This is a genomic window from Chryseobacterium sp. JV274 (assembly GCF_903969135.1).
Lineage (GTDB): Bacteria > Bacteroidota > Bacteroidia > Flavobacteriales > Weeksellaceae > Chryseobacterium.
On record NZ_LR824569.1, the window covers coordinates 1,334,367 to 1,352,175 of the forward strand.

16 protein-coding genes are annotated in these 17,809 nt (G+C 37.3%); 6 read left to right on the forward strand and 10 right to left on the reverse strand.

The features are described 5' to 3' along the window. Nucleotides 1-458: 458 nt before the first annotated feature. Together CHRYMOREF3P_RS06090 and CHRYMOREF3P_RS06095 are read right to left on the reverse strand one after the other, a co-directional pair. Nucleotides 459-1,379 (reverse strand): helix-turn-helix domain-containing protein, encoded by a 921-nt coding sequence (locus CHRYMOREF3P_RS06090; protein WP_047388223.1) that lies wholly within the window; start codon nt 1,377-1,379, stop codon nt 459-461. 61 nt (nt 1,380-1,440) lie between these two features. After that, nucleotides 1,441-2,271: an SDR family NAD(P)-dependent oxidoreductase gene (locus CHRYMOREF3P_RS06095; RefSeq protein ID WP_180564120.1), complete on the reverse strand. Its 831-nt coding sequence runs from the start codon at nt 2,269-2,271 to the stop codon at nt 1,441-1,443. A gap of 222 nt (nt 2,272-2,493) precedes the next feature. On the opposite strand from CHRYMOREF3P_RS06095, the gene CHRYMOREF3P_RS06100 reads away from it, so the two are divergent. Further along, nucleotides 2,494-3,558 (forward strand): serine hydrolase domain-containing protein, encoded by a 1,065-nt coding sequence (locus CHRYMOREF3P_RS06100; RefSeq protein WP_180564121.1) that lies wholly within the window; start codon nt 2,494-2,496, stop codon nt 3,556-3,558. Nucleotides 3,559-3,562: 4 nt separating this feature from the next. Here the strand turns inward: CHRYMOREF3P_RS06100 and CHRYMOREF3P_RS06105 are convergent, their stop codons facing one another. Beyond that, nucleotides 3,563-4,429, reverse strand: coding sequence for a LysR family transcriptional regulator (locus CHRYMOREF3P_RS06105; RefSeq protein WP_077418644.1), 867 nt, complete (start codon nt 4,427-4,429; stop codon nt 3,563-3,565). A 93-nt stretch (nt 4,430-4,522) separates the two neighbouring features. Here CHRYMOREF3P_RS06105 and CHRYMOREF3P_RS06110 point away from each other — a divergent pair, with 93 nt between their 5' ends. Together CHRYMOREF3P_RS06110 and CHRYMOREF3P_RS06115 are read left to right on the forward strand one after the other, a co-directional pair. After that, nucleotides 4,523-5,500, forward strand: coding sequence for an alpha/beta fold hydrolase (locus CHRYMOREF3P_RS06110; RefSeq protein WP_077418643.1), 978 nt, complete (start codon nt 4,523-4,525; stop codon nt 5,498-5,500). 46 nt (nt 5,501-5,546) lie between these two features. Continuing rightward, the gene (locus CHRYMOREF3P_RS06115; RefSeq protein WP_180564122.1) at nt 5,547-6,509 is read left to right on the forward strand and encodes a zinc-binding dehydrogenase; all 963 of its coding nucleotides are present in this window, start codon (nt 5,547-5,549) and stop codon (nt 6,507-6,509) included. A gap of 130 nt (nt 6,510-6,639) precedes the next feature. Here the strand turns inward: CHRYMOREF3P_RS06115 and CHRYMOREF3P_RS06120 are convergent, their stop codons facing one another. From CHRYMOREF3P_RS06120 to CHRYMOREF3P_RS06130, 3 genes are all read right to left on the reverse strand, one after another. Beyond that, on the reverse strand, nt 6,640-7,098 hold the full coding sequence (locus CHRYMOREF3P_RS06120) for a MaoC family dehydratase (RefSeq protein WP_077418641.1): 459 nt from the start codon (nt 7,096-7,098) through the stop codon (nt 6,640-6,642). A 311-nt stretch (nt 7,099-7,409) separates the two neighbouring features. Continuing rightward, nucleotides 7,410-7,604 carry a cold-shock protein gene (locus tag CHRYMOREF3P_RS06125; protein WP_077418640.1) on the reverse strand — a complete coding sequence of 65 codons (195 nt, stop codon included), beginning with the start codon at nt 7,602-7,604 and terminating at the stop codon, nt 7,410-7,412. 138 nt (nt 7,605-7,742) lie between these two features. Then, the gene (locus CHRYMOREF3P_RS06130) at nt 7,743-8,528 is read right to left on the reverse strand and encodes a DEAD/DEAH box helicase (protein WP_228408890.1); all 786 of its coding nucleotides are present in this window, start codon (nt 8,526-8,528) and stop codon (nt 7,743-7,745) included. A gap of 447 nt (nt 8,529-8,975) precedes the next feature. Between CHRYMOREF3P_RS06130 and CHRYMOREF3P_RS06135 the strand changes: the two genes are divergently transcribed. Both CHRYMOREF3P_RS06135 and CHRYMOREF3P_RS06140 read left to right on the forward strand, forming a co-directional pair. Then, complete coding sequence (locus tag CHRYMOREF3P_RS06135) at nt 8,976-9,923, forward strand: beta-1,6-N-acetylglucosaminyltransferase (RefSeq protein WP_077418746.1); 948 nt, start codon at nt 8,976-8,978, stop codon at nt 9,921-9,923. Nucleotides 9,924-10,046: 123 nt separating this feature from the next. Continuing rightward, nucleotides 10,047-11,258 carry a winged helix-turn-helix domain-containing protein gene (locus CHRYMOREF3P_RS06140; protein ID WP_180564123.1) on the forward strand — a complete coding sequence of 404 codons (1,212 nt, stop codon included), beginning with the start codon at nt 10,047-10,049 and terminating at the stop codon, nt 11,256-11,258. A 180-nt stretch (nt 11,259-11,438) separates the two neighbouring features. Here CHRYMOREF3P_RS06140 and CHRYMOREF3P_RS06145 read toward each other — a convergent pair whose 3' ends face one another. Further along, the gene (locus CHRYMOREF3P_RS06145) at nt 11,439-12,947 is read right to left on the reverse strand and encodes an adenosine kinase (RefSeq protein ID WP_180564124.1); all 1,509 of its coding nucleotides are present in this window, start codon (nt 12,945-12,947) and stop codon (nt 11,439-11,441) included. A gap of 331 nt (nt 12,948-13,278) precedes the next feature. Beyond that, nucleotides 13,279-14,196, reverse strand: coding sequence for an SRPBCC family protein (locus CHRYMOREF3P_RS06150; protein ID WP_180564125.1), 918 nt, complete (start codon nt 14,194-14,196; stop codon nt 13,279-13,281). Between the two features lie 217 nt (nt 14,197-14,413). Here CHRYMOREF3P_RS06150 and CHRYMOREF3P_RS06155 point away from each other — a divergent pair, with 217 nt between their 5' ends. Beyond that, nucleotides 14,414-15,421, forward strand: a complete 1,008-nt coding sequence (locus CHRYMOREF3P_RS06155) for a GlxA family transcriptional regulator (protein WP_180564126.1) — start codon at nt 14,414-14,416, stop codon at nt 15,419-15,421. Nucleotides 15,422-15,450: 29 nt separating this feature from the next. Here the strand turns inward: CHRYMOREF3P_RS06155 and CHRYMOREF3P_RS06160 are convergent, their stop codons facing one another. Continuing rightward, entirely contained in the window at nt 15,451-16,371 is a 921-nt protein-coding gene (locus CHRYMOREF3P_RS06160; protein WP_180564127.1) for an AraC family transcriptional regulator, read from the reverse strand. A 183-nt stretch (nt 16,372-16,554) separates the two neighbouring features. Next, on the reverse strand, nt 16,555-17,466 hold the full coding sequence (locus CHRYMOREF3P_RS06165) for an SDR family oxidoreductase (RefSeq protein ID WP_180564128.1): 912 nt from the start codon (nt 17,464-17,466) through the stop codon (nt 16,555-16,557). Nucleotides 17,467-17,809: the final 343 nt, after the last annotated feature.

Sequence of the window (17,809 nt, forward strand, 5' to 3'; positions counted from 1 at the left end):
GAACCACTTACAGAAATAGCTTCAGCTTCTTCCCTAGTCGTTCTGACCACTTAAAGAACTGTCTACTGACACTTAGATAAGTGTATATTGACAATGATATAAGTATGTCCTGAAACCTACAAACTACCTCCAGACCGTTATCTAAGGGGCTCTACCCACTTATCATACCCTCTCCAGGGACTTCCGAACTGCCTTTACCCCCTTGAGTAAGGGGGTAAAGGGTGTTACATAAGGGGCTCGAGACCTTTATCAGATAGGGTCTAGCCCCTTATCATACTGCCTCGAGGGACTTCTGAAGGGGGTAAAGATTATAAAACCACAAACATCTGTGAAAATCTGTGAGAACTGTGGTTTTGTAAAAACCGGTACAGATAAAGGCTTTGCCAATGAGAGACAAACCGAGATCGAGGAATTTATTTACAGACTCGATCATTAATGCAGCCTATGTACCGCAAAGGTTAATTGAAAGACTTCCTGAATTCTAATGGAGAAAGTTTGGTTTTGGTTTTAAATAAACTACTGAACGACTGGGAATGCTCAAACCCCAGTGCATACGCTACTTCACTCACAGACAGATTGGTGGTGGAAAGCATTTCTTTGGCTTGGCTGATTAGCTTATCATGAATATGCTGCTGGGTACTCTGCCCCGTTAAGGAACGCAGCATATCACTTAAATAGCTGGGTGAAAGATGGAGGTTTTCTGCAAAATAACTCACCGTAGGTATTCCTTTATTAAGAGACATTTCATCTTTAAAATATCCATCCAGCAAATCTTCAAATTTTTGCAAAAGAGTGCTGCTGGTTGCTTTACGGGTGATAAACTGGCGCTTATAAAAACGGTTGGCATAGTTCAGAAGCAGTTCTATCTGAGAGATCATTACATCATGGCTGAAGTCATCAATACGGCTGTTGAGTTCAGATTCAATAAAATTGAAAATAGAAAGAACCGTATTCTTCTCTTCTTCAGAAAGGTGCAGCGTTTCTTTTGTGGAATAGGAGAAAAAACCATATTGCCTGATCTTCCTGGCGATGGGATATCCTAAAAAGAAATCAGGATGAATGAGCAGAGAATATTGTGAGCACACCGTATCACTGTTCCCGTTCCCTCCTATCACCTGGCCGGGTGCTGCAAAGAGCAGTCCGCCTTCATTAAAATCGTAGTAGCCCTGTCCGTATTCTATTCTGCCTTCCAGTTTGGGTTTATAGGAGATCTTATAGAAACTCAGAACATGTTTTTGAGACAATTTATCAGTAGCGACCAGATTATGTGCCCCATTCATTAAGCTAATGAGAGGATGCTTCGGTTTTGGCAGTCCGAAAAACTGGCTGGCATCTGATAACGATTCAAATTTGAATGGAGTTTGATCTGTCTTTTTCATAAATGGTATTTTAAAGGTACGAAAAACCGGCTATAATTTTATAACCGGTTGTTACAGTTTATTATGATCCCTGCGCGGCACTGGAAACTTCATCCCAGGCTTCCCAAAGATTGATTCTTTCTGCATATACAGACTTCACCAAAGGAAGGTTATGGCTTCCCAGATGAAAACGCAACGGTGGATTTTCAGCATCTACCACTTTGAAGAGTGCTTCTGGTGTCGCTGTAGGATCTCCTTTCTCATAAGACTGAATGGTCTTTATAAATTCTGTCTTAAAGTCATTGTACACCTCCATATTCTGGGAAAATTTCAGGGAATCCTGACTTCCGAATTCTGTAGCATAGGCCCCAGGTTCTATAATAGTCACTTTAATCCCGAATTGTTTGATCTCTTCCGCAAGACTCTCATGGATGGCTTCAAAAGCCCATTTGGAAGAACTGTAATACCCAATGACAGGCAATGTAACGTGTCCGAGATTGCTTGATGTCCCCAGAATATGCCCGTATCCCTGTTCTCTCATGATCGGCAACGCTGCCTGAATGACACTTACAGGACCTAAAATATTGGTTTCATATAAAGCACGGATTTCATCCGCACCTGCCTCTTCTATGGTTCCTACCAGCGAATATCCGGCATTATTCAGTACTATATCCAGTTTTCCGAAATGCTGATGGGCTTTATATACGGCTTCTTTTACCTGCTCAGGATGGGTAACATCCAGTGCTAAAGTAAGTACATTATCACCGTATTTCTCCTTAAAATCGGCGATGCTTTCCAGTTTTCTTGCAGTAGCTACCACTTTGTCACCACGTTCCAACGCTGCTTCAGTCCAGATGCGCCCGAACCCTCTTGATGCTCCGGTTATAAACCAGATTCTATTTTGTTGTATCATAATTTTAAATGTTTTATTGACAAAGCAAAATTATAAAGCCTGTTTCCTGAAATTGTAGTCTAATCGCAGAGCTTTGTAGGCGAATTGAGGATCTTTAATTTTTAAATAAAACCATAAGAGCTTTAAATACTTAAGTGAGTTTTGGAGGGCAGAAACATCATACTATGTAATATTCTTACCCATAAGGTTGTTTTATGAATGACTAACCCACAAAGGCTCATCATGAATATTAAAATTACATTACTGCTTCTTCTTATTTCCAATTATTTTTTTTCACAAACCATCAACCCGGAAAAATTAGATCATTATTTCAGTTATATTGAAAAGAATAATCTGGGAGTGGGCAGTTTATCTATTTTTAAAAATGGTAAAGAGGTTTATTCTAAAAATTTCGGACAAAAAAATATCCCGGAATTAACTTATAATAAGAATACTAAATATCAGGTAGGCTCTGTTACGAAAATGATTACAGCCGTTTTAATTTTCAGGTTAATTGAAAAAAACAAACTGAATCTCAATACTCAACTTTCAGAGTTTTATCCGGAGATTCCCAATTCTGATAAAATGACCATTAAAAATTTATTGGAACATACCAGCGGGCTGGGAAGCTATGTGGTGAAAGATGGAGAAGTATGGGTTACCGGAAAAGTAAAGGACAAAGAGATAATGGATTTGATCATCAAACAGGGAAAGAGTTTTGAGCCCGGTGAAAAAGTGGCATATTCTAACTCTGCTTATTATCTTTTAACGAAAATTCTCGAAAGAAAATATGAGAAATCGTTTTACAAGATCGTTCAATCAGAAATTATAAATCCTCTCCAATTAAAAAATTTAATACCTTTCAAAGCCAATCAAAAAAACATATTCCCACCTTTTCGTTATGAAAACAATTCCTGGAGTATGTTGAAAGAGGAAATAGACTTTCTCAATGTAATCGGCGTGGGTGATATCTCTTCAACACCTTATGATCTGAATATTTTCATCAACAGTTTATTCCATAATGTCATTCTGAAAAAAGAAACACTGAAACTGATGGAACCTGTATTGGGAAAGGAAAATTGGGGAAGAGGAATGGCAATCTGGGACTTTAATGGCATTACATTTTACGGCCATGGCGGCGATACCTTAGGATCACACGCTATTCTCATCTATAATAAAGAGGCAGATCTCTCCATCGCTTATAATACCAATGGAGAACGGATTAAAAAGGAGGATTTCATAAAAAATGTAGTTAATCTGCTCTATAACAAAGAAATTACGCTTCCTGAAATCAAAAACAAATTGTAATAGATCATAATAATTGCGCATGCATATCAATAAAGCACTGCAAAGCTTTGGACTGCGGTCCGTCTTTTCTGAAAACAAGAATGGTGTTCATGGTTCCCAGCTGCTTATTGAGGCCATAGGTCTTAATGTTTCTTCCTGCGTAATATTTGGAGACAATTTCTTCCGGCAGTATGCTGATTCCCAAACCTGCTTCTACGAAATTAATCACACCCTCAATAGAATTCAGGGTGGTACTTTTATAATTCAGAATTCCTTTATGGCTAAGCCACGATTCTAATCTTTCTCTGAAAATACAGCCCTCATCAAATACGACGATCTTCAGGGGTTCGTTCGCAATCAGGGTTTGCAGGTTCGGGCCTTTTGATGAGGTAAGAATGACAAGCTGCTCTTCTTTAATACAGATCTTTTCCAGTCCTTTGGCATTTACGGGAGCGGAAACGAAAGCAGCATCAAGCCTGTAATCCAGAACTCCGGAAAGTACGGCATCTCTTGTATCAGATTTAAACTCCAGCTCGATACCGGGATATTTTTCGTCAAAAGTATTGAGGATCTCGGGTACTTTCAAAGCCATTGTTGTTTCTATACAGCCTATTTTCAGACATCCTCTTATATTTTCACCGCTCAGAATATTGTTCTTTGCTTCTTCCACCAAATGCTGAATCTGTTTAGAATACTGCATCAGGATCATCCCTTCAGAAGTAAGCTCTACTTTCCTGGATGTACGTGAAAAAAGCTTAGTATCAAACTCATCTTCAAGACTTTTTATTCTTGCCGTAACATTCGACTGAACCGTAAACATCGTGGAAGCGGCTTTGGTAAAACTTCCACTTTCTGCAACGGCTTCAAATATTTTTAAATCATTTATATTCATTTCAACTAATCATTAAAAGTGATTGTATTGATTATAATTAATCGTTTTCAGTAATCAAATATCCGTATTAATTTTGAACTGTCAAAAAAATCAATGAAAACAATTTCAAGACAATTAATTGCAAGCCTGTCGCTTGGCTTAGTGATGAGCAATATGACCATGACTCAATCCAAACAAAAATTAACTTTAAACAATCACATTATGGAAAACCATCCTATCCACTACAGAAACATTAAAGTAAATGATCTAAACCTATTTTACAGAGAATCAGGCCCAACTGATGCTCCTGCAATACTTTTACTGCACGGATACCCTACTTCATCCCATATGTTCAGAAACCTGATCCCGATTTTGAGTAAAAAATACCATGTCATCGCTCCAGATCTGCCTGGTTTTGGTTATTCTGATGCTCCGGATCACCAGCAGTTCTCATACACCTTTGACCGTCTTGCAGAAACGGTACAGGCATTTATTGATAAACTGGGAATGAAACGTTTTGCGGTTTATATCTTTGATTATGGAGCTCCGGTAGGCTTACGCCTGGCCATGAACAATCCTGAAAAGATCACTGGTATCGTCTCCCAAAACGGAAACGCCTATGAAGAAGGATTAAGCAAGGAATGGAATCCTATACAGAAATACTGGAAAGATCCCTCACAGGAAAACCGCCTTGCATTGAAAGACTTTGTTTCTAAAGAAGCGACCCAATTTCAATATTATCATGGTGTTTCTGATCCTTCTCTCATTGCACCGGAATCGTATACCCTAGATCAGAAATTCCTTGACAGACCGGGTAATATAGAGATCCAGCTGGACTTAATGAAAGATTACAGAACCAATGTAGCTTTATATCCCAAATTCCATGAATATTTCAGAAAACATCAGCCAAAGATGTTATTGGTATGGGGAAACAAAGATCCATACTTTTTGCCTGCAGGAGCTGAAGCTTATAAAAAAGATCTTCCCAATGCAAAATTAAAATTTTATGATACCGGGCACTTTGTGCTGGAAACCAACGCTGAAGAAATAGGTGCCGAAATATTTGAATTTATGGGAACACTGCCTCAATAGTAAATGCAGGTCTTAAACTAATAAAAAGTAAGCGAAATATTTAATTATGAAAACAATTGTCATAAAAAACTACGGAGGACCGGAAGTTCTGGAGGTAACGGAAAGTCCCGCTCCTTTTATAACAAATTCTTCTCAGGTATTAGTAAAAGTAAGGGCAACTTCGGTAAATCCTCTGGATTATCAGGTAAGACGTGGAGACTACGCATCTCAATTTGAATTACCTATCACAACCGGCCATGATATTGCGGGTAATGTTGTTGCCGTGGGTGAAGCTGTAACAAAATGGCAACCTGGTGATAAGGTCTATTATTCGCCACGTTTTGGCGGACCGGGCAGTTATGCAGAATATCACATTACCGACGAATCCTCATTATCCGGAATGCCAGATAACATCAGCTATGAGGAAGCCGCTGCGATTCCGCTTATTGGAGGAACGGTATGGGAAATGCTCGTGGTAAGGGCTCAGATAAAAAAAGGAGACCGTATTCTCATTCTCGGAGGTGCAGGTGGTGTTGGCTCACTCGCTATACAGGTGGCTAAATCGCTAGGTGCTTATGTGTACACAACAGGGCAGAGCATTTTACACGAAAAGCTTCAGCATCTCGGAGCGGATGTGGTCATTGATCATCAAAAAGAAAACTGGGTTGAAGAAATACAGTCTTACACCCAGGGAAAAGGTGTTGATGTCATTATCGATACGGTTGGAGGAACTACGCTCTCAGACAGCCCTCTGGCTTTAGCTGATTATGGTACTGTAGTAACGCTGGTTGATATTGCACAGCCACAAAACCTTATCCATGCCTGGGAAAAAAATGCAACGTATCATTTTGTTTTTACCAGACAAAGCAGAGACGAGCTTCATCATATTACCCAATTGATAGAAACCGGACAGGTAAAACCCGTTATAGACAGTATCTACCCTATTGAAGAGGTTCAAAAAGCCCATCAGAGGATGGAGGATTCAAAACGCAACAAACCTTTATTGGGTAAAATAGTGCTTTCATTGTAAAACACAGGGGCAGCCGTTTTTAACAACCCATAGAACAGGTGGCAAAAACTTAAAAGTATCATTGAATTCAATGATACTTTTTTATTGCATGGAGCATTATCAGTTAAAAATTATCAGTGTAAATTTTGTATCAGGAAAAATGATAAAGAAAAACCACATCTCCTGTATAAGCAGGTTTTATATGATCTTTAATGAGCAGTTTGGCTTCAACAACTGCTTTTACTGTTCCCTTGAGGTTGATTACTGATTTTACCATTGCCTGCAGCTTTACCTCACTGTTTACCGGCACAGCGTCTCCGAATTTAAGATTCTCGATCCCGTAATTGATCTCCATTTTTACATTGCGAACATCGGCAATCTGTTTCCAGAGATAAGGAATCAATGATAAGGTCAGATAACCATGAGCAATGGTTGATTTAAAAGGGCCTTCTTTTTCTGCCCTTTCTTTATCTGTATGGATCCACTGATCGTCTAAAGTAGCATCTGCAAATCTGTTGATCTGCTCCTGATCTATCATATGCCAGGCAGAATCTCCAATCATCTGTCCTTCACAAGCCTTGTACTCATCAAAATTATTGATAACAATCATATTATTTCCTGGACCTTTTAAGGGATTAAAATATGTACAGCATTTATAATGAATGCGGTAACGATTGCATATCAAGTCTCATATTTTATTTTTCAGATATCAATCTTCTTGAATCCCCGAAAAACCTCTCACATAAAGTAAGAGGCTAATGAACATAATGAAAATAAAAAAAATCTACTTACATCAATGTCTTTTCAAACAATATATCCGGATACTAAAGTGTATGGATGTTGAATTGTAAAAAATATAAAAATATGAGACTTGACATGTCAAAAGATGTTAATTTAACATCTATGCAATTAAGATTTCAATTATGCTAACTTAACGTTAACAGCATTTAAACCTTTATCACTTTTTTGTACATCAAAAACGACTTTATCATTTTCCTGGATCGATCTTGTGTTTAATCCTGAAGAATGTACAAATATATCTTTACTTCCATCTGCTGGAGTAATAAAACCGAAGCCTTTTGCTTCATTGAAAAATTTTACGGTGCCTTCTTGCATTGTAATTATTATTAAAAATTATATATTATAGTCTGTAAACGTTACAGATTCTATTTGTAAAAATGAAATAGCTGTTCATTCTATTCCGGTTCTTGTTCTGATCCTGTAGACATAGATTCAGTGGTGTATACTGAAATTCTACGGCTGCTGGACCAATTTGCTGGTTACATGTTTGGTACGTGTAAGAAGCATTGTTCTTATGTTTTTTTTCTGCAGAGTATCAGTCTGCACATCATTTTTCTTTTCTTTTTCTGCAAAACCATCCGCCTGCTTAGCGGTCTGCGCTGCAGAAGAAACCGGACTGACAATAACCTCCACAGGATTGTTCAGAATTGTTCCGGCAAAATGCCTTACACTTCCCGGGATTGTTGTAGAAAAAAACAGATTTTGTCTTTTCTGGGGAAGCAGTTTTACTACTTTTTTTATATCATTAATGAAACCCATCTCAAGCATTTTATCTGCTTTATCCAAAACAAATACCTCAATTTTCGAAAGATCAATATGTCTTTGATTTTCCAAATCGAGCAGCCTTCCCGGTGTTGCCACAAGAATGTCCACTCTTTTTCTCAGTGCTGCAAGCTGGCTTCCGACAGGAATACCTTCGTACACAGAAAGCTGAGACAATGGCAAATATTTACTGTAAATTCCAAGATTTTCTTCCAACTGTCTGGCTAATTCCGGTGTGGGCGTAAGTATTAAAATCCGTATTTCTTTATGTTCCGTAGTATGCCTTTTCAACAGTTGCAGAATAGGCATAATAAATGCTGCTGTTTTTCCTGTACCTGACTGGGAACATCCTACAACATCCCTGCCCGTTAAAATAAGTGGAATTGCGTTACACTGTATTTCAGTAGGTCTGGAATATCCTGCTTCTGTCATGGCACGGATAATGGGATTGATTAGGTTTAAATTTTTAAAATTCATTATAAATTCCGGCTTCCCGGTATTTCGTAAGCAAGTCTGTTTATCAGAATTGAGTTGGTATATCATTAAGGATAAACAAATAAAGAAAACTCTTTTCTGCTCATCATTTTTCTTGTTTTAGCTACAATATTATCCTTACTACAGTATGGATTATCCAGCTATGACGCATCGCTTCTCTACAATAGAACTTTATACTCTTTGATTTCTGCCCAAGAAATGAAGACTATAAATTGGTAGCTGAAAAAGCAAAACTGAAAGAAAAAAATGTGATTTTAAACTATGACAGAATAGCAAAGGCAGTGACCTGTTTTATAAATGTTTTGCAAACCTACAATAAAAAAAGGCAAATACAATTTTATTTAAATGATTGATTATCAAAAAATTATTCTTATCTTCTACCAATCAATCAAATTGTTTGCTATCGCGGATGATTTTAAACTCCGAATCATGCAAATTTCCGATCCCATAGCCAAACCTCATCCCAAAACTCTGGAATCACCTACAGGCCCGCATGTAAGGATTGCTTATTTTATTATGGTACATCATAAACCTGAGGTATTTAAAGAGATGTTTCAGAAGATTTATACAAGGGATCAGTTTTATCTTATCCATATCGACAGGAAAGCTAAGCCCGAATTCATTGAAGAAATACAGCTGTACATCGTTCAATTTCCGAATGTCTATATTCTGGACAGCCTGAATATTGTGTCAGGAGGCTTCAATATGGTTCAGGCAGAGCTGAATGCTATGGAATTTCTATTAAATGTAAGTAAAGAATGGGATTATTTTATCAACCTAAGCGGGGAAGATCATCCTCTGAAATCACAAAATATCATCCGCCAGTTTCTTTCCACCAATAAAGACCGGAATTATCTTTTTTATTATGACCAGAAATTTTACAGACCGGATACTCTGCAGAGAATACAGAATCATTTTACGGAATTAGCCTATATGATCTCATCCTTCATCTATAAAAGAACATTTATGAAGGGAGTGGTCCCCTATATTGGCGGAAAATGGTTTATTTTCACCAGAGAAACCTGTACATTTTTAACCAGTAACAAAATAGTAATGGACTTTGAAGATTATTATCTTCATACTTTTCTGCCGGCAGAATCATTTTTTCAGACCGTTCTTATGAATACTTCATTTAGTGATATCATCATCAATGATGATAAAAGAGCGGTAGTTGAGAAATCAATTTTTCAAAACACACAGGACACATCCACTTATATTGAATCCTTACAATCCGGAAATCAGCTTTTTATCAGAAAAATAAATGGCAAAACTGATGAATATATAAGAAAATACATTGAAGAAAGTTTTCATCTCCCGTTGCCCTATGTAAATGAGATTGAAAGAGAATTAAAAAGGGATAACGACCATAACAACTGATGCTTCACCTGTATTCTGTCACCAGCCATCCCATGCGAGTATTTAAATGACATCTTACTCAAAGCTTTCGGTGGAATCATTATATTTGAAAAAATATCACAAACAAATCTGTTTTCTTCGGATATGGAAAAGAAGTTGACTTTGGAGCATTTAAAGCTTGCAACATTAAATAGTCAGGGATTAACCCAAAATACACCATTCGGAACCGGAAAAGATGCGGTTCTTCATGCATTGGAGCATCTCGGATATATACAGATTGATACTTTGTCTATGGTGGAGCGCGCCCATCATCATACGCTCTGGACCAGAATCCCGGACTTTAAAGCAGATGATCTGGAGGAACTGGTAGGAGAACGTAAAGTATTCGAATATTGGTTTCATGCCGCTTCTTATCTTCCAATGCAGGATTTTCGGTATGTTTTACCTCAAATGCTGACCATCAAACGAGGGGAGTCCCGTTACTACAATGCAGACCCAAAAGTAATGCAGTACGTTACAGATACCATCCGCCACGAAGGCCCTAAACGGGCAAGAGATTTCGAAAACGAAAGTCATAAAACAGGAACCTGGTGGAACTGGAAACCTGCCAAACTGGCTCTTGAAAGACTTTTTATGCAGGGAGACCTGATGATCAGCGGACGTTCCGGTATGCAGAAAACATATGACCTGGCCGAAAGAGTTCTACCCACTTCCATGAATACCACAGAACCTACTCCACTTGAGCTGGCGGAATATCTGGTAACAACCAATCTCCGTGCTTATGGATTTACTACGGTAAAGCAGATTACCCATCTTAGGAGTGGAAATGACCTGAAGAAGAATGTCAATATAGTGTTACAAACTATGCTGGAAGAAAACAGAATATCGAAAGTCAGGGTTGATGGAGGAAACTCCGTTTTTGTTCAAAATGATCTGCTGGAAAAAACATTTGCTCTGACAGAATCCAGTGTACGGCTGCTGTCACCGTTTGATAATTCTATTATTCACCGTGACCGGATCAAACAGATTTTTGATTTTGATTTCAGGCTGGAATGTTATACTCCAAAGGAAAAAAGACAATATGGTTATTTCTGTCTGCCGATACTGTTTGGAAATCAGTTTATAGGAAGAGTTGATTGTAAAGCCCACAGAAAAGAAAAAAAATTTGAGCTTATTCATTTACATATTGAAAACAATACAATAGCTCCTGAAGTATGGCTTACCCCTTTTGTAGAAACCGTAAAACGTTTTGCAGTCTTCAACGGTTGTGAATCGTTAGTATTGACAAAGGTAAGTCCATCAAAATTAGGTACTGCTGTAAAAAAGGAGTTATCCAGATCAAGGCTTACAAAATAATCTTCATCAATCTATAAAAGGCAAAAGACCATCTCAAAAGTGTCATTCTGAATGAAATGCAATGTAATGAAGAATCTCATATGTTTGATCGTTAATGAGATTCTTCCTTCGTCAGAATGACAAAAGTCAAATTGTTCGACGTTTGAGACAGGCTCTTTATTTTTTCCGGGAAACCCCTGATTAGTTTAATTTCTGATTTGTTTTCTGGACAAAATCATTCCATTGCTGGTTCAGATAGGTTAATGATTTCTTTTTCTCATTTTCATTCAAAGAAGAATAATTAATGGAATTGAAAACCAGTTTTTTCAATGCTTTTACATCCAGTTCCCAATACACCAGCGCTACCCAGAAATCATAACTAAGCCCTGCGTATCCATAAACTGAAGGATCATCACTGCTGATGGAACACTGTATTCCATTGCTTAACAATACTCTGGCAGGGTGATTTCTCATATCACTCACATATCCCAGAACCTGGTTACTGATGGGGCTTACTTCAACCAGTTTATTCTGTTTTCTGATCTGCTCCATGGTTTTGGGGAAGTAGATAAGATTCAGTCCGTGTCCAATTCTTTTGTTGTTTAATAAAGCTACATCCAGAACATTTTTATTCAAGGCGGAGTTACTTTCTCCGGCGTGAAGGAAAAGAGGTATTTCCACACCATACTTCTTGTTAAGTTCATTCAGTTTTGCCCAGTTTTTCTCAAAAAAGCTGATATTATGTCCCGCAGCTTCATCTGCTACAAGATCAAAACCTGAGATCATATCCGGAAATTCTTTCTTCATCTCAAACGCTGTTTCAAGCTGTTTTCCGATACTTTCATTATCCAGGAATTTAAAGCTTGAATAGATAAGTTTCAGGGTGAACTGCGGATCAGACTTATGTATTTCTTTAAGAATGTCCTGCAGATCTGTGATGGAAGTTTTTAGAGGATATTTCCCATGCTGGAAATCGTAAAGCTCATCAAAAATATATCTGATTTCTACGTGCTGTACTTTATCTTTGATCAAATCCTGAAATCCTTTCAAATAATATTCTTTAAAGAAAGGACGATAAGGAAGCAGCAGATTGATACGCTTAAAACGTTTTTCAAATTCAATCCAATAATCTGTGTAAGAGCATAAGCTATCACGTTTCAGAGTGAGAAGTTCCTGTAATTGTTTTTCAAAATCCGGGGTTGAGTTCAGTTTTTTATCAAGGCTGACAAATCCATTCGGAACTTTTCCTTTTTCAAAAAAAGCCAGCTGTCCAAAAATGAACTGATCATTATCTTTCTGATCGTAAACATAGCATTCCCGATATTTTCTGGCAGCCGAAATAATCCATTGCACCTCCGTTATTCCTCCGCTGTGGGTGTGCAGTAAACCTCCTTTCGGCATGGTCTGTAGGAGTTCATACAGCTTACTGCTTTCTATTAATGGTCTTAATTCATAAAAAGAGCTGTTGTATAAAGATATTTTTTTGGATTCTGTATCGCTCAGAAATTGCTTACGTATTTGGAATATCTTTTTATCCAAAGCTGTTTCAGCATCAGACAGTTTTATATCAGCGTCAAATGCTATATCCTCATTTTCCTTCTCTAACGATTTCCAGTTTTGCTGGTAAGCAGATGTTTCAGTCCCTTTATTTTGCCCCCAAAAGAAAGGTGCTCCCAAAAGTGCTATATAAGTAAGGTATTTTTTCATCATAATATTGGCGTGGTTTTCTACAATTGTTATGCTTTATCGCTCATGATAAAGAATTGTGCAGATAAAATAATTATCAAAAATATAATTAATTTTTCTGTAAAAGAACACCAATTCCATTAAGAATGATGAGAGATATCAATTTTTTAAATTTCAGAAACAGTTTTTCAAGGATGGCAGCAGGTGCAATTCACTGAATTACAAAACAATCTTAAGAAAAAGGCTGTCTCCTCTGTGAAACAGCCTTATTTTTTTATTTTTTTATCAAAACTATAAGAGTTATTTATTTTTAGATATTCTGACAATCAGGATCGGATAATTATGGAGTACAGCATTAATTTATTTTATCAAATTCCGGATATGGAAAGCCTTTTCCTGTTTCACAAAGAGATTTCAGACTTCTGAAAAATAAGGCCCAGTCAAAACTGCAGGATGCAAATTCTGAATTGTATGATTTCCAGCCATCATGATGGAATAATAAAACACATCCTTTTTTATGAGGTTCCAGCTCAAAAGTGAGTGTAGTACCAACCCAGTCCTCAAATCCCTTGATACAACGCCACTTCACCAGACTATAAGGTTTCAGATCCACCACTTCCATCTTTTTAAAATAATCAGGTCCAAAACCAAATCTCAGCATACTGCCTATCTCAGCTTTTGCTTCCGTATCCGGAGTCCACCATCCGGCTAATCCTTCCTGGGTAGTGATGGCTTCATATACTTTTTCAACAGGTACAGTAATGAGCAATCTATGATAAATGCTTTTCGTATCTGTATTTTCCTCCGGATGATCAGAGACCGTAAAATCTTCTTTTGGAGTTGCTTTCCCCTGACCTGTCGTAATAAGGGATTTCAGACTGTCCTGAATATAATGAGTCCAGGCGTCATGGCAGACCTCGTAGCATTCACCTTCAGGAATCAGCCCCTGATGGGTAAATGTAAGTTCTGTTTTTCCTTCTTTTTCATGGATATCAAATACGATATGAGTGTCTACCCATTCTGTTTTATCTTCAATGAAATTAAAATCATTATCCAGAACATGCCACATCACTCTGGTATTGGGCTGCATTTCTGTAATTTTTATCCTGCACCGGTGGACATCACGATAATGATAGGCAAATTCGCTGTTCAGTACAGATGTAGATCCTTCAATGTTTTCAGACCACCAGCCCCGGACATTATTAATGGCATCAAATACCTGCTGTGGCGCAGCATCAACGGTAATACTTGTTGTAAAATCCTGTGATTTCATAATTTTATTTGTTATTAGTGTTAGTTTTTTCTTTTCTGCCATCCTTTCGGACTGTATTCTCTTATTTACTTATTCAAAGGTAAGAACATAGAAAGACCTGTAAGGGGTGTAAAATAGACATTATAAGAGGTTGATCCGGACATCTTATTTTTTTATATTTGTATGATACAGATGAGGTTACAATCGGCACAATTTATTCACCTTTACATTCTGCGATATGAAACATTTAACCATATTAGTTCCCGATGCACAGACAGCACCCAATACATTATCCTGTATTATAGGGACCTATCATATTTTTACGGAAGCAAACAGGTATTACAGCCACAACAATAAAGATACGGTATTCACCATCGAGCTGGCCGGAGTTTCTGAGCATTCTGATTTTGTAAATGGTTTGCTTACCGTGATTCCACAGAAAAATATTGCAGCAGTCCAGAAAACCGATCTGATTGTCATTCCTGCCATTGCCCCGAATTTCACAAAAATAGATGACCAAAATACGGCACTTGTCCATTGGATATCGGAACAGTATAAAAAGGGAGCGGATGTAGCCAGCATGTGCACTGGAGCTTATATATTGGCTTCTACAGGACTCCTGGATTCAAAAAGCTGTTCTATCCACTGGAATACGGTTGCCAATTTTAAAAAACTGTTTCCCAAAGTGAATGTAAGGGCAGAAAAAATCATTACGGATGAACACGGTATTTATACAAATGGCGGAGGGTATTCTTTCTTAAACCTTCTTCTTTATCTGGTTGAAAAATATTACGACAGACAAACGGCTATTTATTGTTCCAAAATATTTCAAATTGACATCGACAGGGAAACACAATCGGATTTCATCATCTTTAACGGGCAAAAATCGCATGGTGATGACATGATTATTCAGGCCCAGGAATACATTGAAAAGAATTTTTCTGAGAAAATATCCATGGAAGCACTTTCCCAGAAATTCACAGTTGGAAGACGAAGTTTTGACCGCAGGTTTATAAAAGCAACCGGCAATACTCCTCTTGAATACCAACAAAGAGTAAAGGTGGAATCTGCCAAAAAAGAACTGGAAATCTCCCGAAAAACCATCAATGAAGTGATGTATGAAGCAGGCTATTCTGATGTGAAAGCCTTTCGGGAAATATTCCGCAGAATTACGGGCTTATCTCCTATCGAATACCGGAATAAATACAATAAAACAGGGATTAAATCCAAACAGCACCATTCATAATAAAGCTGTTTGTATCTTATCTTTATCTTCTACTGAAAAGAGGTTCTGAACTCCAGCGGAGAAAGCCGGGTTTTATTTTTAAATAGTTTTGTAAAGGACTGTGGATGCTCAAAGCCCAGTTCATAAGCAATTTCACTTACTGAGAGATCTGTCGTAGAGAGTTTTTCTTTCGCTTTTTCAATCAACTTATCATGGATAAACTGCTGGGTACTTTGCCCGGTAAGGTTTGTTAATAGCCGGCTAAGATAATTGGGTGAAATTCCAAGTTCTTTTGCTGTAAACTGTACCGTAGGCAACCCTTTTGACACCAGATCATTATCATTGAAATAATCAACCAATAAAGTTTCTAAACGGGTAAGAATGTTATGATTGGTTATTTTTCTGGTAATAAACTGCCTTTCATAAAACCTTTCGGAATAATTGAGCAGTGTTTCCATATGGGAGATGATAATATTCTGGCTGAATTTATCAATTATCCCATGATATTCCTGTTCAATATGTTCTATAATTCCATTGATGGTAAGCTCTTCTTTTTTTGAAAGAAACAAAGCTTCATTCACTGAATAGTCAAAAAAATCATATTGTTTTATGGTCTTTGCCATTGAGGTGTTCCACAGAAAATCAGGATGAATCAACAGCATCCAGCCGGATTGTTTATCCTTCATACCGGAATCTGCTTCAATTCTGAAAACCTGATTCGGGGAAATAAAAAACAGAGTTCCTTCATCAAAATCATATTCCTGCTGGCCATACTTCAGCTTTCCATTCATTCCTGTTTTCAAAGAAATCTGGTAAAAATCCAGCATCCAGTTAACTTCTCCGATATCAGCAGGCCGCTTAACATTTTTGTAATCAATCACACTGATCAGCGGATGCTCAGGAGGCGGTAATCCTCTTGAGCGGTGAAATTCTGTAATGGTTTTTATTCTTTTTGTAACCCGTCTTTCCATATCTATAAAATTACAAATTGTTTTACCACAGAGAACATCGATTTTCACAGATGCTGTGGTTATTATTGTACACTTTTAAAAATCAAAGATTCTAAAAACTTATGTGTTCTTCTTTTGCGTAACAATATCCTCTAAAGTTTATTTAAGTGTTTAAAGCTTTTGTGACTTTTGTTGTTCAATATTTTACACTTCCTCATTTTGGTAAGCAGCGGCAAATTCTTTTGCAAAATCTGCCAGTTTCACCTTCCCCAGGACAGGTGGATGCTGATAATAATCTTCGTACAGAATTCCACTTGCCTGACTTGCCTGAGTTTCTACAAAACCTTTAGCTACCTGTTCATTGAAACCGATGTCAAGCCAGCTTTTCAGTAATTCCTGATCTGAAATCACTTTCCATGACAGCTCTGCCTTCCCGATTGATTCTCCCAAAGCTTTTGCAATTTCATTGGGAGAAACCTCATCACTGGCTACATAACGTACTGTCTTCCCATCAAATGGTTTTTCAATTTCCTCAGCTACAACATCTGCAATATCTAACGGAGAAACCCACGGTTCTTTCTGATCACCTCCCCAATTGGAAACAATGGCTCCTTTGTTTTTTATCGTACTGATGAATGAAAACATATTGAAATAAATACCGACAGGACGAATGAATTTAATTGCAATATCATCCGGCAGCTGCTTCAGGATCTGCTCTACATGATAATGAAAGACAATAATGCCTGTCCCCTTATCTGTATGGGCACCAATGCTGCTGAGATGGATAATCTTCTTCACTCCTGAACGTTCTACAGCAGTTTTGTAATGACGACCGATTTCACCGATCTTTCCGATAAAATCAATGTTTTTATCAAACATATCTCCTGCGGCTTCCATTGTTTCCATTAAATAAACAATGTCTGCTCCTGTAAAAGTTTCTGTAAGAAATTCTGCATCAAACATACTGCCTATGGCGGCTTTTGCTCCCAAAGCTTCTATAGCAGCTATTCTTTCTTCCTTACTGCTGATTACTGTAACTGAGTGTCCTTTTTGTACAAGTTCTTTTGTAAGTGGTTTTCCGATGTTCCCAATGGAACCTGTTAAAACAATATTCATTTATTTAATTTTTTGTTGGTGTAAAATTCCGAAATGCATCTAAAGAATATTTCACCAGATCTATCCTCTTCTTAGCCAAAACCAAACCTCTTACAAAAATTTCACTTGCTCAATTCCCAGTTCAGGCAGCAGCTTGTGTTATAAAATAAATAAAAAGTCTACAAAAACAATAGACTTATTATATTAACGTTAATTCACAGTTTCAAATCTTATTTTTTTATAATTTTTTTAACATTTCAGATGATTAATTAAATTAATGGCTATCAGACACATACAATAAAAAAATTCTATAATTTTCAATTAGTCTACTAATTTAGTAGGTTAATATGATTTATCTCATACG

Bases quoted from the DNA above. Each gene is read 5' to 3' on its own strand.
- CHRYMOREF3P_RS06090 (WP_047388223.1), bottom strand. From the start codon at position 1,379: ATGAAAAAGACAGATCAAACTCCATTCAAATTTGAATCGTTATCAGAT.
- CHRYMOREF3P_RS06115 (WP_180564122.1), top strand. From the start codon at position 5,547: ATGAAAACAATTGTCATAAAAAACTACGGAGGACCGGAAGTTCTGGAG.
- CHRYMOREF3P_RS06160 (WP_180564127.1), bottom strand. From the start codon at position 16,371: ATGGAAAGACGGGTTACAAAAAGAATAAAAACCATTACAGAATTTCAC.
- CHRYMOREF3P_RS06130 (WP_228408890.1), bottom strand. From the start codon at position 8,528: ATGAATTTTAAAAATTTAAACCTAATCAATCCCATTATCCGTGCCATG.
- CHRYMOREF3P_RS06165 (WP_180564128.1), bottom strand. From the start codon at position 17,466: ATGAATATTGTTTTAACAGGTTCCATTGGGAACATCGGAAAACCACTT.
- CHRYMOREF3P_RS06155 (WP_180564126.1), top strand. From the start codon at position 14,414: ATGAAACATTTAACCATATTAGTTCCCGATGCACAGACAGCACCCAAT.
- CHRYMOREF3P_RS06105 (WP_077418644.1), bottom strand. From the start codon at position 4,429: ATGAATATAAATGATTTAAAAATATTTGAAGCCGTTGCAGAAAGTGGA.
- CHRYMOREF3P_RS06120 (WP_077418641.1), bottom strand. From the start codon at position 7,098: ATGATTGTTATCAATAATTTTGATGAGTACAAGGCTTGTGAAGGACAG.
- CHRYMOREF3P_RS06095 (WP_180564120.1), bottom strand. From the start codon at position 2,271: ATGATACAACAAAATAGAATCTGGTTTATAACCGGAGCATCAAGAGGG.
- CHRYMOREF3P_RS06140 (WP_180564123.1), top strand. From the start codon at position 10,047: ATGGAAAAGAAGTTGACTTTGGAGCATTTAAAGCTTGCAACATTAAAT.
- CHRYMOREF3P_RS06110 (WP_077418643.1), top strand. From the start codon at position 4,523: ATGAAAACAATTTCAAGACAATTAATTGCAAGCCTGTCGCTTGGCTTA.
- CHRYMOREF3P_RS06150 (WP_180564125.1), bottom strand. From the start codon at position 14,196: ATGAAATCACAGGATTTTACAACAAGTATTACCGTTGATGCTGCGCCA.
- CHRYMOREF3P_RS06145 (WP_180564124.1), bottom strand. From the start codon at position 12,947: ATGATGAAAAAATACCTTACTTATATAGCACTTTTGGGAGCACCTTTC.
- CHRYMOREF3P_RS06125 (WP_077418640.1), bottom strand. From the start codon at position 7,604: ATGCAAGAAGGCACCGTAAAATTTTTCAATGAAGCAAAAGGCTTCGGT.
- CHRYMOREF3P_RS06135 (WP_077418746.1), top strand. From the start codon at position 8,976: ATGCAAATTTCCGATCCCATAGCCAAACCTCATCCCAAAACTCTGGAA.
- CHRYMOREF3P_RS06100 (WP_180564121.1), top strand. From the start codon at position 2,494: ATGAATATTAAAATTACATTACTGCTTCTTCTTATTTCCAATTATTTT.